Here is a 15172-nt window from a genome sequence, read left to right as displayed (position 1 = left end):
AAGGTGTACCGGAGTGCCGCACCGCGCAGCACGTAGTACTTGAGACGGACCCCCGCAGATCCCCACTGGGCCGGACGCCGTCGCCCGCCCCCGTCCCTACCGTGGGGTGCGTGAACGAGACACCTCAGTTCGTGGACGGCACACGCCGGAAACAGAGCGATGCCGAGTACGTACGGGACGGCCGGCACCCCGAGGCCCGCACAACGAGCGGCGTGCTGAGCGGCCTCCGCCGGGACCTGTTCTCCCACCCCTTCGCCGCCCGCCCGCTGCCCCCGCTGGACGGTGACCGGGTGGCCGGCCGGGTGCCCTGGCTGTCGCCCCGGCAGGGCCGTTACCTGCGCTGGTTCCCGCACGCGCTGGTCCTCGGCTACGCCTTCGTGCTGCTGATGTTCGCCGTTCAGACGACCACCGTCGGGCCGCCACTGATCATGCTGATCTTCGGTGTGCTCGTCGCGGGCCCGCCGGCGATGACCCTGATCCGCCCGGTGGGAGCCTTCTGGCTCTCGCTGCTGGCCGCCTGCTTCGGGATGCTGGGCGGCGGGGGCGGAGGCGCCTGGATGCTCTCCTTCCTCGGACACGTCGCGACGATGGTCCTGGTCGTCCTGCGTACCCGGCCCCGGCTGGCGACGGAGATGTGGGCGGTGACGTTCGTCCTGCTCACGCCGGGCATCACCGTCCTCGGTACCGACGGTTCGCTGCTGCCGCAGGCGGCGGTGCTGAGCGGAATCGTGCTGATGGCCGCCGCGGCCGTCCGCGCCTGGCGCGAGGAGCGGCAGCAGGTCGAGGAGACCCGCACCGTCACCGCGGAGGAACGGTCCCGGCGCACCACGCTGGAGGAGCGCGCGACCATCGCCCGCGAGCTGCACGACGTCGTCGCGCACCACATGTCGGTGATCGCCATCCAGGCGGAGGCCGCGCCGTACCGGGTGCGGGACACGCCGCCCGAACTGGCCACCGCCTTCTCGACCATCCGCGAGAACGCCGTGGCGGCCCTCACCGAACTGCGCCGCATCCTGGGCGTCGTACGCTCCGAGGACCCCGACGCCTTCGCCGGCCCCGAGGCGCCACAGCCCACCCTCGCCGACCTGGACGCGCTGCTGGAGAGCGTGCGCGGGGCGGGGCTGACCGTCACGGCGGTGGTGACCGGGGCCGTACGGCCGCTGCCGCAGGGCGTGGAGCTGTCGGCGTACCGGATCATCCAGGAGGCGCTGAGCAACACGCTGCGGCACGCGCCGGGCGCGGAGGCCCGGGTGGAGGTCGCGTACGTACTCGGCGGCCTCGGCCTGCGCGTCGTCAACGGGCCCCCGAACCGCCTGGCCAAGCCCTCTCCCGGCGCGGGCCACGGCGTCCTCGGCATGCACGAACGCGTCGGCATGCTCAACGGCGACATGACCAACGGCCCGACGCCGGACGGGGGATACGAGGTGACGGTGTTCCTCCCGGCGGCGCGGGACCCGGAGCCGTCCCGGCCGTCTGCTGCGGAGTCGTCTGGGATGTCCGTGCCGGAGTCGTCTGGGATGTCTGTGCCGGAGTCGCCTCGGACGGCTGTGCCGGAGCCGTCCCGGACGTCTGCTGCGGAGTCGGTCCGGCCGTCTGCTCCGGAGCCGCCTGGGATGTCTGTGCCGGAGCCGCCTCGGATGTCTGTGTCGGAGCCGTCCCGGCCGTCTGCTCCGGAGTCGCCTCGGGTGACCGGTCCACAGGCGTCTGCGTCTGCTGCACATACGATGGAGCCGACCTCGGCCCCGGCCACCCGGCCGATGGGGCAGCCCGCCGGCACGCAGCACGCGGCGGCTCGTCCGCCCGCCGGTCAACAGCCCACCGTGTCGCTGCAGAAGCCGGACACCCCGCCGGGAAGGCCGCAGTAATGATCAATGTCCTGATCGTCGACGACCAGGTCATGGTGCGGGAGGGGTTCTCCGTCCTCCTCAACGCGATGCCGGACATCGAGGTCATCGGCGAGGCGGTGAACGGCCGCGACGCGGTCCAACAGGTCGCGGCCCTGCGCCCGGACGTCGTCCTGATGGACATCCGCATGCCGGAGGTCAACGGCCTCGAAGCGACCCGCGAGATCGCCGCCGCCGACGCGGACGCCAAGGTGCTCGTACTGACCACCTTCGACCTGGACGAGTACGTCTACCAGGCGCTCCGCGCGGGAGCCAGCGGCTTCCTCCTCAAGGACGCGTCCGCCGGCCAACTCGCCGAGGGAGTACGCATCGTGGCGTCCGGCGAAGCGCTGCTCGCGCCGACCGTGACCAAACGGCTGATCTCGGAGTTCTCCCGGCTGGGCGCGCCCCGGCAGCCCGCCCAGGAACGCATCGGTGACCTCACGGAGCGGGAGACGGAGGTGCTGGTACTGGTCGCCCAAGGCCTGTCGAACGGCGAGATCGCCGAACATCTCGTCGTGGCCGAATCCACGGTCAAGACACATGTGAGCCGCATCCTGGTGAAGCTCGGCCTCCGCGACCGCACCCAGGCCGCCGTCTTCGCCTACGAAACGGGCCTCGTGACACCGGGGTTCTGAGGCGGGGGCCCGGCCCGGCCCGCCCCCGTTCGCGGGCCGGGCCTTCCCCTTCCCTCCCCCCTCCCCCTCCCCCCACCTCCTCCACCGCTCCCTCCTCGCCCTGGCCTCGCCCCAGAGGGAGCTCCCCTCCGAGAGCCCGCCCCGGGAAATATCCACAGGGTGTGGATATCGCTGTGAGGTCATCGCCGTACGGTCATCCCTCCCTCGTTCATCCCATGTCCCGGCGCCGCAGCGCGATCAGGCCCGCGGCCGTGCTGAGGACGGCTGTCAGCAGGAGCCACAGGAAGGGCGCCGCCGTCGCGTCGCCGCCCGGCAGCTTCGGCAGGTGGCTGAAGGGGGAAAGGTCCATCACCCACTGCGGGAGGTCGAGCGCCGGACCGATCCAGCCGATGCCCAGCGACGCCCCGGTCAGCCCCCAGGCCGCCGTGGTGAGCTTCGGGAGGGCGCCGAAGAGGAAGGCGGCCAGACCGGCCAGCACCCAGACCGCCGGTATCTGCGCCAGCGCCGCCCCCACCACGGCCCCGAAGCGTCCGCCCACGTCACCGACCGTGGCCCCGTACCCGAGCGCCAGGCCCACCCCACCCGTCGCCAGCACGACGCCCGTGCCCAGAAACGCGATCAGCAGGTGGCTCACCGCCCAGCGCAACCGCCCCACCGCGCAGGCCAGTACCGGCTCGGCCCGGTCGCCGGTCTCCTCGCCGCGCAGCCGCAGCACCGCCCCCGTCGCGTAGAGGGCCGCGACCATGCCGAGCATGCCGGCCATGGTGGCCAGGAAGGTGTCGGTGAGTGCCTGGGCGCCGCCCATCCGCTCCAATATCCGGCGGGTCTGCTCGTTGTCGCCGACGAGGTCGGAGGCGCCGTCGGCGATACCGCCGAACACCCCGCCGGCCACCGCGAATCCGACGGCCCAGCCCAGCAGCGTCGTACGCTGCAGCCGCCAGGCGAGACCGAACGCGCCGCTCAGCGACGCCGGTGCGCGGGCCGGTCCGGGCCGGGCCGGCAGGAAGCTCATCCCGATGTCGCGCCGCGCGGCCAGCGCGTACCCGGCGCAGGCCGCGCCGACGGTGCCGGCGGCGAACAGCAGGAGCACCCACCAGCGTTCACCGGCGTACGCCCGCAGATGCTGGGCCCAGCCGACCGGTGACAGCCAGGTCAGTGGCGAGGAACCGTCGGCACTCGCGGCGTCGCCCGCGGCCCGCAGGACGAATGCGAGGCCCACGGCCGCGCCCGTCAGCCCCTTGGCCAACCGCGCGCTCTCGGTGAGCTGCGCCGCGACGGTGGCGACGCCGGCGAAGAACATCCCGCACCCGCCGACGGCCAGCCCCAGTGCCAGCGAGCCCGCGACCGGTTGACCGCTCTCGATGAGTCCGGCGGTGATGACCATGGCCAGTGCGGCATTGGCGAGGAGCGCGGTCAGCAGTGCGGCGCTGATCGGTGCGCGGCGTCCGACCACGGCGGCCGACAGCAGCTCCTGACGGCCCGTCTCCTCCTCTTCCCGGGTGTGCCGTACGACGATCAGGAGACTCATCACGGCGGCGAGCACAGCGCCGAAGCCGGCCATCCGCCAGGTGACCAGCCCGCCGATCGAGTCGCCGAACACCGGGCCGTACAGCGCGCGCATCGAGGTGTTGGCGTTCATCGACTGCGCCAGCTCGGCACGCTTGGCCGCGGTGTCGTACAGCGCCTCGAAGGGCCCGGTCAGGCCGGCCACCGTCAGCCCGAGCAGCAGTACCCACAGCGGGACCATCAGCCGGTCGCGGCGGAGGGCGAGGCGCAGCAGGGCACCCGTCCCTGCGAGGTCGCGGGGCCCGCTCCGGACCACGGGACCGGCGGTCACGGCGGTCATCGCGGCGTCACCTCTTCAGCACCGGACGGCTCGGCGGCAGCGGCCGTGCCCTCGGCGGCGCGACGGTCACCGGTGCCCAGGTCGTCCTGGTAGTGCCGCAGGAACAGCTCCTCCAGCGTCGGCGGCGTACTCGTCAGGCTGCGTACTCCGGACGAGGTGAGGGAGCGCAGCACGGCGTCGAGCTTGTCGGTGTCGACCTGGAGCCGGACGCGTCTGCCGTGCACGTCGAGGTCGTGCACCCCGGGGAGCCGGGACAGTCCGTCGGGCGGGCCCGCCAGTTCGGCGATGACCGACGTGCGCGTGAGGTGGCGCAGGTCGGCCAGGGAGCCGCTCTCCACGGTCCGGCCCTTGCGGATGATGCTGACCCGGTCGCACAACGCCTCGATCTCCGACAGGAGGTGACTGGAGAGCAGGACCGTGCACCCGCGGTCGCGGGCCTCCAGGACGCACTCCTGGAAGACCTCCTCCATCAGCGGGTCGAGGCCGGAGGTCGGCTCGTCGAGGATCAGCAGGTCGACGTCGGAGGCGAAGGCGGCGACCAGGGCGACCTTCTGCCGGTTGCCCTTGGAGTAGGTGCGTCCCTTCTTGGTGGGGTCGAGCTCGAAGCGCTCCAGCAAGTCCGCCCGGCGGGCGCCGTCCAGGCCGCCGCGGAGCCTGCCGTACAGGTCTATGACCTCGCCGCCGGAGAGGTTGCGCCACAGCGTCACGTCGCCGGGCACGTACGCGATGCGGCGGTGCAGCTCGACCGCGTCGCGCCACGGGTCCTTGCCCAGCAGGCGGGCGTCGCCGGCGTCGGCGCGCAGCAGGCCCAGCAGGACGCGGATGGTGGTGGACTTCCCGGCGCCGTTGGGGCCGAGGAAGCCGTGGACCTCGCCGGGGGTGACGGTGAGGTCGAGGCTGTCGAGCGCGCGGGTGCGGCCGAAGGACTTGCGGAGACCGGCGACGTGGACCGCCGCGGCAGGGTCGAGTGATGTACTCATGTTTTTGAACGTACGCGGCTTTCACAAATTTGTGAAGTTAAGGAAGCGTATAAAATCGAGAGCGGGGTGTGCTGCGGCGGAGATGCGCAGGTCGGGTGGCGGGAGAAGGCGAGAGGATGGGCAGATGAGCGAGGAGCAGCCTGTGGAAAACCGGGACGACGAGGCGGTCGCCCAGTTCGTGGAACGTTTCGCCGCGCAGCTGGCGGACGCGGGGATGCCGCGCATGCCCGCGCGGGTCTTCGGCTGCCTGCTCGCTTCCGACTCCGGCGTACTGACCTCGGCGGAGATCAGCGAGCGGCTGCAGATCAGCCCGGCCGCCGTCTCCGGCGCGATCCGCTATCTCTCGCAGGTCGGCATGGTCAGCCGCGAGCGTGAGCCCGGCTCCCGCCGCGACCGGTACCGCGTGCACAGCGACCAGTGGCACGAGGCCCTGACCCGCAAGGACAGCAGTCTCACGCGCTTCGAGATCGCGTTGCGCGACGGCGTGCAGAGCCTCGGCGAATCCTCACCGGCCGGCAGGCGGGTCGGCGAGACGCTCGCGTTCTTCGAGTTCATGCAGCAGGAGCTGAACGTGATGATGGACCGCTGGCGCGTGCACCGGGACGAGCTGCGTGCCCAGCACGAGGGCGACGCGGCGGACGAACTCCGGAAGTGAGCGCCGGCCGCGCCGGCGCACGGCGCACGGCGGCCTGCGCGACGTGAGAAGCGTCACCCGCAGTCGCCCGCAGGCGCTGCCTCATCCCCGGGGCAGCGTCAGCCGCCACGCCGAGGGCTGGACCGTCCACGTCCGCGTCCTGACCGGCCCGCCGATCACCGCGTCCGCCCGGTAGCGGAAGTCCGGCCCGGACACCGTCACGGCCCGCGCCCGTACCCGTACCGGCGCCTCCGCGGCCTGCCACTGCACGACCACCTCGGCCAGCCCTTCCGGCTCCTGCGAGGAGCACTGCGCCCCGTCACCGGGTGCCGTGCCGTGCGCCGCCGTGCAGCCCACGGGTGCGACCGACACCCGGTGCACCGGCCGGTCCAGGTCCGCCAGCACCACCCCGTCCGCCTCCACGCGCAGCCGGGGCAGCACCCGGTCGCGGCGCCGGGCACGGCCCTCACCGCCGCCCGGAACGGGCGCCGTGAGCAACGACAGGGCCGCTCGCGCGGTCCGGGCGGCCGGGGACCACCAGGGCTGCTGCGCGGGCACGGACGGCGCTTCGTTGGCCGTACGGACGGGCTGCGCGGGCCGCTCGGCCGGTTCGCCGCCCGGAATGCGCAGCCCGCCCAGCACGATCCCGTCGCTGTCGTCGGCGAGCAGGTCGAGGGCGCGCTCCTGGCCGTCCAGAACGGCACGCGCGGCGGTCACGGTGTCCGTGGGGACGCCCAGTGCCCGGCACAGCGCGACACCGGGCGGCGGCCCGACGGGCACCAGCGACAGGGCCACCCGGGCCAGCTCACGTTCCTTGTGGAGCAGCTCGACGGTGCGCATCAGGGCGCGGTCGTCGCCGATCACCACGGGGCGGCGTTGCCCCCTTCGGGCGAGCACCCGGGCGAATTCTCCGGGATCGTCCGGGAAGCAGATCTTCGTGGTCGCGGCCGCGCACAGGACGTCCTTGGCGATGCGTACGGACTCGCCGTCCACACGGCGGGCGACCGGGTCGATGACCACGAGCAGGGAGCGCCCGGCAAGGTCTGGAGCCGACACCTCGGTCCTTCCTAGGGCTTGCGTTCTCTCGGGGAACGGACTCGGACAGGACAGGGGCAAAACGGTCGTCGCGGCCGCCGCGGGCCCCCGTACCCCGGCGGTGGCCGGGCGCCCCGGGACTGTCCTGTTCGTCGCCCGAGAGAAATGTTGGGTAATCTCTCGGTGCAAGAGCCCCTGTCGTTGTTGCGCCAGGGGCTTCGTCTATCCGGGGCACCGGTTCGACGGCTCGCGCGGCGGCTGCACCAGGCAGTGAGCCGCTCGCACGTTGGACATGCCCCGCCCGGAAGGGGTGTACGCCTGTGCCCGCACTTGTGCTGCTCGGTGCTCAGTGGGGTGACGAGGGCAAGGGAAAGGCCACCGACCTGCTCGGTGGGTCCGTCGACTATGTAGTGCGCTACCAGGGCGGCAACAATGCCGGCCACACGGTCGTCGTGGGCGACCAGAAATACGCACTGCACCTGCTCCCTTCCGGGATCCTCTCACCGGGGTGCACCCCGGTGATCGGTAACGGTGTCGTCGTCGACCCGGCGGTCCTGCTCTCCGAGCTGAGCGGACTGAACGAGCGCGGCGTCGACACGTCCAAGCTGCTGATCAGCGGTAACGCCCACCTGATCACGCCGTACAACATCACCGTCGACAAGGTGACGGAGCGCTTCCTCGGCAAGCGCAAGATCGGCACCACGGGCCGCGGCATCGGCCCGACCTACGCCGACAAGATCAACCGCACCGGCATCCGGGTGCAGGACCTGTTCGACGAGTCGATCCTGCTCCAGAAGGTCGAGGCGGCCCTCGACTTCAAGAACCAGGTGCTCGCCAAGCTCTACAACCACCGCGCGGTGGTCGCCGAGCAGGTCGTCGAGGAGATGCTCGGCTACGCGGACCAGATCAAGGGCTACGTCGCCGACACCACGCTGATCCTCAACGACGCCATCGACGAGGGCAAGGTCGTCCTCTTCGAGGGCGGCCAGGGCACCCTCCTGGACGTCGACCACGGCACGTACCCCTTCGTGACCTCGTCGAACCCGACCGCCGGTGGCGCCTGCACCGGTGCCGGCGTCGGCCCGACGAAGATCAACCGGGTCATCGGCATCCTCAAGGCGTACACCACGCGCGTCGGCGCCGGCCCGTTCCCGACCGAGCTGTTCGACGAGGACGGCGAGGCGCTGCGCACCATCGGTGGCGAGCGCGGTGTGACCACCGGCCGGGACCGCCGCTGCGGCTGGTTCGACGCGGTCATCGCGCGCTACGCGACCCGTGTCAACGGCCTCACCGACTTCTTCCTGACCAAGCTGGACGTGCTGACCGGCTGGGAGCAGATCCCGGTCTGCGTCGCCTACGAGGTCGACGGCAAGCGGGTCGAGGAGCTGCCGCACAACCAGAGCGACTTCCACCACGCGAAGCCGGTCTACGAGATGCTGCCGGGCTGGTCCGAGGACATCACCAAGGCCAAGACCTTCGCCGAGCTCCCGAAGAACGCCCAGGCGTACGTCAAGGCGCTGGAGGACATGTCCGGCGCCCCGATCTCCGCGATCGGCGTCGGCCCGGGCCGTGACGAGACGATCCAGATCAACTCGTTCCTCGACTGAGGCACCCGAAGGGGGCCTCTCGCCCCCGCTGCCCGTGAAGGCCGCCCGCCCCGTGGCGGGCGGCCTTCACGAGTGACGTCAGCAGCCGCGTTCACCGCACCTTCGTGTAGGTACGCGGCTGCTTGTCGTTGCCGCGGAACTCGCGCACCAGGGTGCCGTCGCCGCCGATCCTGAAGAAGGACGAACTGCTGGGCGCGCACCCGGGGGCGGGGCGCTGCACCACGGAGGGGCCGACGGACAGCTTCCCGTCGGCCGAGTAGAAGTCCGCGCGGGCCGTGCAGTGCCCGCCGCTGCCCCGTACGTCGATCGTCACGGCGGGGCTGCCCACCGGGGTGCGCTTGATCGTCACCACCTGGGTGCCCACACCGTCGGCGTTGGGGCGCTCCCAGGTGCCCAGGTACGCCGTGGGGACCACCTCGTGGCCCGCGGGGCGCAGCGTCGCCGTACGGCCCGCCGCGCTCCACAGGAGGGTGCCCTTCGGCCCGGGCTTCAGGTGGTGCTCGCCCAGCGCCGAACAGCGCCCTTCGGGTGTGGACCGCACCACAGTGGTGTCCAGCCGCAGCCCGCCCCCGGCCGATACGGAGACCAGCTTCCCGTCGCTCTTGCACTCGTAGGTGGCGCCGAGGCTGATGCTGTTGGCGACCACCTCGCCGACCGACCCGCGCGAGATCACGAACCGCCGCTGCTGCCCCGTCGGCTCCCCGTACCGCTCGACGTCGCCGGTCCAGGTGCCCACGTAGGCGGCCGGGATGTCGGAACCGCCGTCGCCCTTCCCGCTGCCGCCCAGCGCGGGCACGGCCACCACCGCCACACCGGCACCGGCGAGCGCCACGGTGACGGCTGCGACAGCGAGAGCCCAGCGACGCCGGGGCGGGGTGGGCCTGGGGCCGGGCGCGGCGCTCCCAGGAATGGGCGCGGCGCTCCCGGGACCGTACGAGCCACCCGACTCCGGCTCCGATACCGGCTCCGGCTTCGCTGCCGACCCCGGCCCCGATCCCGTCCCCGTTCCCGAGCCGGCCGGCAGGACCGTCGTCCGCGCTTCCGCGCGCTCCGGTACGGAGCCACCGCCCGGTACGGAGACGCCGCCGCGTACCGAGGTGCCGCCGCGTACCGAGGTGCTGCCCGACACGTAGCCGGGGCCCGACACGGAGGCGGCGCCCGTCCCGGTCGTGCGTCCCGGACGTGCCGGCTGCCCCGAGGGCGGCGTATCCGTGTCCAGCAGCCGTACGGCGTGCCGGCCGAGCTGCGCGATCAGCTCGGCCGGCAACCAGGGAGAGCTCGCCCCGCCGCTGCTCACCGGCCCGATCTCCGAGATGAGGTCCTCCGGTGCCGGCCGCTCCTCCGGGTCCTTCGCCAGACAGCCGCCGATCAGCCCCCGCAGGTGCTCCGGTACGGCGTCCAGGTCGGGCGTGGATTCGGCGACGCGGAACATCACCGCGTGCACGCCCGATGCCGGCGACCCGAAGGGCATCCGTCCGGACGCCGCGTACGCGAGCACCGAGCCCAGGCAGAAGACGTCGCTCGCGGGCGTGATGCGTTCACCGCGCACCTGCTCGGGCGACATGAAGCTCGGCGAGCCGACGACCATGCCGACCTGCGTCTGGGTGTACTCGCTCACCGCGTCCAGCGCCCGCGCGATACCGAAGTCGATGACCCGCGGACCGTCGATGGTCAGCAGCACGTTGGACGGCTTCAGGTCGCGGTGCACCAGGCCGGCACCGTGAATGTCGAGCAGTGCGCTGGCAAGCCCGTAGGCGAGCCGTCTGACGCCGTACTCCGGCAGCGACCCGTACGTGCCCTCCACGACCTCGCTCAGCGCCGGGCCCGCGATGTACCCGGTCGCCACCCACGGGACGTCCGCCTCGGTGTCGGCGTCCAGTACGGGCGCTGTCCAGCGGCCGCCCACCCGCCGCGCCGCCGCGACCTCGGCGCGGAACCGGTCCCGGAACTCCTGTTCGGCCGCCAGCTCGGTCTTGACCAGCTTCACGGCCACCGTCCGCCCGCCTTCGGAACGCGCGAGGTAGACCCGGCCCATGCCGCCCGTGCCGAGCCGGCCGAGCAGGCGGTAGGCACCGATCGTCCTCGGGTCCTCGGTGGTCAGTCCCTTGAGGCCGTCCATTCTCGGCTCCATCCCCGTTCGTCCTGCCGTTGCCGTCGCGCCCTGTGCCGTTCCGGCATCGTCAGCCGAGCGTAGGCCGCCGGGGATCGCGCGGGAGCGGCCGGGGCGTCACGAGGCGGGAACGATCGGACCGGCGGGTCCGTTGTCAGGCAGCAGCGCTCGGGGGGAAATTGCGGGCGATGAGCGATTCGATGGCAGGGGGGTGGAATTCGGGGAAGTCCATGACCACGACGCCGAGGTGGACGCCTGGCTGCTGATGGCTGCTGAGGTAGGTCAGGACGGTGGGCATGACCGCGTCGGCGAGGTGCTTGGGCCAGCGGAAGCCGTTGGCCGCATCCGGAGCGAGGCTGGCGAAGTTGAGGTAGAGCCGGCCGGAGTCCTGATGGGCCGTCACAGCGTCGAAGTGCCGCAGGACGTCGCGCCGTTTGGTGTCGACGGACGTCGCGTAGTGGTCCTGCAGCGCGAACCACTCGTTCGAGAAAGTGCCGTTGTCGCCCGCGGGCCAGGCGGGTGCGCTCAGCCCGGAGGCGAACTGGGTGATCAGCACGACCTTGCCGCGGGCCGCGCCGAGCGAGGGAAGGTCGGGCGCGACGAGGAAGAGATCTCCGTACCCCTTCGCCCCCAGGTACTCGCCGAACCTGTCGCTGAGCTGCGCGTCGGTCAGCCCGTGCTCGTTCTTGACGCGCATCAGCACGGTCTCACCCGGCGCCTCCCGCAGGAAGTCGCGGCACTGGTCGAGGACGGTGTTGAAGGTGATGTCCTGGTAGTACGCCCCGTGGTAGACGCCGAGTTCGCCGGGCACGTCCGGCGGCGGCGTGCCGAGGCGGATGTCGAGGAAGCGTATGCCGCGCCGCAGTTGCTCCGGTATACCCATGTTCTGGGTGTGCGACCACTCCGTACCGTTCATCGGGTCGGTGGCGCAGGTGTCATGCGTACCGGGCACGGTCAGCCGGGTCAGCGGGACACCGTCCGGCAACGCGGCCATCCACCGGGCCGGGTCGGGCGCCGCGGCGGCACGGCCGGCCGCAGGGGTGGCGGGGGCCGGGAGCGCGCGGGCCGGCGCTCCGGCGAGCAGGGCGGTCGCGGAGCCGGTCAGGGCCGCGGTGACGAATCCTCGACGGCTGATGGGCATGCTCAGTCCCCTCCAGTGGCATGCGGCCCGGCACCACACAGCGAGGGCCTCGGCGGCAGGGCTGCGTGTGGTGAGAGGAGAGTAGCCCCAGCGACAACAGCGACGGGAGGTGCCGACGAAACAGCTGTGACGGGCGTCCACCACGGCTGACGCCCCAGCCGCTTTCCTTAACGCCAGTGAGGGGCGCGCTTAACCCACGGATTCCTAGCTTCTTTCTCGTGCCTCCCGCCGTGCGGCTCCGCGCCGCGCCACGGGAGCGAATCGCAGGAGACGTGGCCGCCGGACGGGCCGGCCACCCGTGACCGTACGAGGAAAGCAATGGTTACTCTCGGACAGCTGGCCGCCCACCTGGGGCTCGACCTGGCCGCGGTGTGCGTGCTGACGTTCGCCGTGTACTACCCGCGGCACCGGCGCCGCGACCTGGTGCCGGCCTACCTCGCACTGAACGTCGCGCTGTTCTCGGTCGTCGCGGCACTCGCGGAGGTCAACGGCAGCGGGGGCACGGCGCTGGCGTTCGGCCTGTTCGGCGTGTTGTCGATCATCCGGCTGCGCTCGGACTCCATCCAGCACGAAGAGGTCGCGTACTACTTCACGACCCTCGTCCTGGGCCTGCTGTGCGGGCTGCCGCAGCTGGAGCTGGGCTTCGCCGCGATCTTCACCGTGCTGCTGCTCTTCGTCATCTGGTGCGCCGACCACCCCAAGCTGCTGACCCGCAGCCGCCGCACGGTGGTCACCCTCGACGTCGTGCACACCGACCCGGCCGCGCTCCGCGCCGACCTGGCCCGCCGGGTGGGCGAGCCGCTCAACTGGACCGTCAAGCAGGTCGACTTCGTCCGGGACGTGACGGTCGTGGACGTCCGTTACCGCGAGATGGAACGTTCCGTCGCCGTCGCTCGTACGCCTCACAAGGCGTCCGATCACCAGACGCCCGGGGAACCGGCCACCCAGTACCGCGCCGACCGCACGCCGCACGTACCCGACCGCTCCACCGACCTCCCCTCCGGACGTACCGCCGACGCCTCGAAGGAGACCGTGTGAACCCCGCCGTACGCGCCATCGCCCGCGCCGCACTGGCCGCGCACCCCATCACCCTCGCCGAGGTGCAGGCCCGTGCCGAGCTGCTGGCCCGCCACGACAACAGCTACCTCGTGCCGGTCGAGATCTTCGCCGACTTCGCGGCCCGGCTGACGGACCCGAAGCGCCCCGGCGGACCGTTCAAGTCGCTGTGCATCAACGGCCGGCGCTGGTTCCGGTACAACTCCCTCTACTACGACACGCCTGACCTGCGGGCCTTCCACGACCACCGGCAGGGCCGACGGCTTCGCTTCAAGATCAGGGAGCGGCTGTACGAGGACACCGGGGAGCGGCAGTTCGAAATCAAGCTCAAGAGCGGGCGCGGCGAAACGGTCAAGTTCCGGCAGCCGATGATCCCCGGTACGACCGCACTTGATCAGGCGCAGCGCAACTTCCTGGCCTCGGTGCTGCGCCGCACGTACGACATGACGGCCCCCACCGACCTCGCCACCTCGCTCGTCACCGACTACCAGCGGGCGACCTTCGTGGCGGACGGCCAGCGCATCACCTGCGACGCGGGCATGATCTGCCGCGACCCGCGTACGGGACGTGCCGTCCGCGCCGATGGGGGCCTGGTGCTCGTCGAGTCCAAGACGGACGGACATCTGACCGAGGCTGACCGGCTGCTGCACGCTTATGGCGTCCGCCCGGCCGAATTCACCAAGTACTGCGGCGCGCTGTCCGCCCTGCGCCCCGACCTCACCGCGAACGCCTGGCGACGCGCCACCCGCCGGGTCTTCACCCCGGCCGAGCCGCACGCGGCCTGACGAGATGAGGCGGGGACTACGCCGACGGCCCCCCGAGGTGGGCCTCCACCCGGGCACCACGGCCGCCCTCGCCGCCGCCGGTACCGTCAGGGGCCGCCTCCCCGCCGCTCGCCCGCCGCGCGGCGGTCAGCACCGTGCGGCCGCCGGACTCCTCCGCGACGCGGCGCACGATGTCCAGACCGAGCCCCGTGGAGCCGCCGCCGCTCTTACCCCGCTGCGGCACGTGCCCCTCGGGGAAACCGGGCCCGTCGTCCTCTATGACCAGCAGCCCGCCGCCCCCGCTACGGCTCCCCGCAGCCTCGCCCGCGCGCTCGTCACCGGCGGCGGACACGGACAGCCGCATACCCACGCCCTCCGGCGTGTGGTCGAAGACATTGCCGATGAGCGCGTCCACCGCGGCTGCCAGCTCCGCTTCGTCCGCCCGTACGGGCACCGGCGCATCAGGGGCTTGGAAGTCCAGCGTGCGCCCCTGGTCCTCCGCCAGCGGGCGCCAGAAGTCCGCGCGCTCACGGGCCACCGCGACCAGGTCGGCGGACGGCGCACCGGCTCCGCCACGGGACGGGCCACCCGCGCCCCCGTACCCGGCGGCTTCCCGCAGCGGCTTGCGCGCCGTACGGATGACCTCGTCCACGCTGCGCTCCAGTGCCGCCACGTCCGCCGCGATCCGCTCCGCCTCGGCCGGGTCGCGCAGCCCCTCGGCATCCAGGCGCAGCGCCGCGACCGGCGTACGGAGGCGGTGCGCCAGGTCCGCCGCGTTCTCCCGCTCGGCGGTGAGGAAGCCCTCGATGCGACCCGCGAGATTGTTCAGCTCACCGGCCACCAGGCGCAGCTCCGGCGGCCCGTCCGGCTCCGCGCGGGCGGTCAGGTCGCCGGCCGCGAGCCGGTCGGCGACCTTCGCGAGCCGCTGTGTGGAGCCGACCAGCCGGGCGCCCAGCCGGTCGGCGACCAGCAGGCCGAGCAGTACGAGCCCGACCCCGAGCCCGGCGAACGCCAGCCAGGACGGGAGAGTCCCCGCGTACAGTTGCTCATCGGTCAGCGCGACATGGATGACGGCGGTACCGCCGGAGGCGCCCTGTACGGGGACCAGCACCGTCTGGCCGCCTCCAGGGGGCGCGTACGCGAACGCACGCCCGTAACGCGCCAGGCGCACGGCGTCCGTGACGCGCGCCGGTGGGCCCAGCACGGTCCCGTCCGCGAGGATCACCGACGTACGCGGCAGATTCGCCCCGTTGGCGGCCGTCACGAGCGACGCGGCGGTGGCCAGGCTGCCCTCGGGGCCGGGATGGGCCAGCGCGGTACCGATGCCGGCGGCCAGCGACTGCGCGCGGGCGGTGGCGTCGGCCGTGGCCCGGTCCGCGGCGTGACTACGGGTGAGGATCGCGAGCGGCACCAGGAGCGCGGCGAGCACGAGCGCGGTAGTCAGGGCCGTGACCAGCAGAATCCGCAGACGCATCGCA

Annotated in this window: 11 protein-coding genes and 1 pseudogene; 6 read left to right on the top strand and 6 right to left on the bottom strand. The window is 72.4% G+C overall.

The window, feature by feature from the left end; translation table 11 throughout:
• Window positions 1–212: 212 nt before the first annotated feature.
• Window positions 213–1481, top strand: a pseudogene (locus tag AAC944_RS18310) (sensor histidine kinase); the annotation flags it as partial.
• Between the two features lie 383 nt (window positions 1482–1864).
• Window positions 1865–2521, top strand: a complete 657-nt coding sequence (locus tag AAC944_RS18305) for a response regulator (RefSeq protein WP_030621430.1) — start codon at window positions 1865–1867, stop codon at window positions 2519–2521.
• Between the two features lie 208 nt (window positions 2522–2729).
• Here the strand turns inward: AAC944_RS18305 and AAC944_RS18300 are convergent, their stop codons facing one another.
• Both AAC944_RS18300 and AAC944_RS18295 read right to left on the bottom strand, forming a co-directional pair.
• Complete coding sequence (locus AAC944_RS18300) at window positions 2730–4367, bottom strand: ABC transporter permease (protein WP_030621429.1); 1638 nt, start codon at window positions 4365–4367, stop codon at window positions 2730–2732.
• A complete protein-coding gene (locus AAC944_RS18295; RefSeq protein WP_037773008.1) occupies window positions 4364–5347 on the bottom strand; it encodes an ABC transporter ATP-binding protein in 984 nt (327 codons plus the stop codon). The genes AAC944_RS18300 and AAC944_RS18295 overlap by 4 nt, the downstream gene beginning before the upstream one ends.
• A gap of 124 nt (window positions 5348–5471) precedes the next feature.
• Between AAC944_RS18295 and AAC944_RS18290 the strand changes: the two genes are divergently transcribed.
• Complete coding sequence (locus AAC944_RS18290; protein WP_030621424.1) at window positions 5472–6002, top strand: GbsR/MarR family transcriptional regulator; 531 nt, start codon at window positions 5472–5474, stop codon at window positions 6000–6002.
• A gap of 81 nt (window positions 6003–6083) precedes the next feature.
• Here the strand turns inward: AAC944_RS18290 and AAC944_RS18285 are convergent, their stop codons facing one another.
• Complete coding sequence (locus AAC944_RS18285; protein WP_030621423.1) at window positions 6084–7037, bottom strand: diacylglycerol kinase family protein; 954 nt, start codon at window positions 7035–7037, stop codon at window positions 6084–6086.
• 299 nt (window positions 7038–7336) lie between these two features.
• Here AAC944_RS18285 and AAC944_RS18280 point away from each other — a divergent pair, with 299 nt between their 5' ends.
• Window positions 7337–8623, top strand: a complete 1287-nt coding sequence (locus AAC944_RS18280; protein WP_030621421.1) for an adenylosuccinate synthase — start codon at window positions 7337–7339, stop codon at window positions 8621–8623.
• Window positions 8624–8714: 91 nt separating this feature from the next.
• Here AAC944_RS18280 and AAC944_RS18275 read toward each other — a convergent pair whose 3' ends face one another.
• Both AAC944_RS18275 and AAC944_RS18270 read right to left on the bottom strand, forming a co-directional pair.
• A complete protein-coding gene (locus AAC944_RS18275) occupies window positions 8715–10742 on the bottom strand; it encodes a serine/threonine-protein kinase (RefSeq protein ID WP_037773006.1) in 2028 nt (675 codons plus the stop codon).
• Window positions 10743–10887: 145 nt separating this feature from the next.
• Window positions 10888–11874 carry a phosphatidylinositol-specific phospholipase C gene (locus AAC944_RS18270; protein WP_051872205.1) on the bottom strand — a complete coding sequence of 329 codons (987 nt, stop codon included), beginning with the start codon at window positions 11872–11874 and terminating at the stop codon, window positions 10888–10890.
• Between the two features lie 318 nt (window positions 11875–12192).
• On the opposite strand from AAC944_RS18270, the gene AAC944_RS18265 reads away from it, so the two are divergent.
• Entirely contained in the window at window positions 12193–12912 is a 720-nt protein-coding gene (locus AAC944_RS18265) for a DUF4956 domain-containing protein (protein WP_078888842.1), read from the top strand.
• Window positions 12909–13715, top strand: coding sequence for a polyphosphate polymerase domain-containing protein (locus AAC944_RS18260; RefSeq protein ID WP_030621411.1), 807 nt, complete (start codon window positions 12909–12911; stop codon window positions 13713–13715). The genes AAC944_RS18265 and AAC944_RS18260 overlap by 4 nt, the downstream gene beginning before the upstream one ends.
• Window positions 13716–13731: 16 nt before the next feature.
• Here AAC944_RS18260 and AAC944_RS18255 read toward each other — a convergent pair whose 3' ends face one another.
• Window positions 13732–15168 (bottom strand): sensor histidine kinase, encoded by a 1437-nt coding sequence (locus AAC944_RS18255; RefSeq protein ID WP_051872204.1) that lies wholly within the window; start codon window positions 15166–15168, stop codon window positions 13732–13734.
• Window positions 15169–15172 lie beyond the last annotated feature (4 nt).

Origin of the sequence: Streptomyces sclerotialus (assembly GCF_040907265.1) — a bacterium.
In the GTDB taxonomy this organism is placed as follows: domain Bacteria; phylum Actinomycetota; class Actinomycetes; order Streptomycetales; family Streptomycetaceae; genus Streptomyces; species Streptomyces sclerotialus.
Note: the sequence above shows the minus strand (reverse complement) of the source record. Positions and strands in the feature narration are given on the sequence as shown.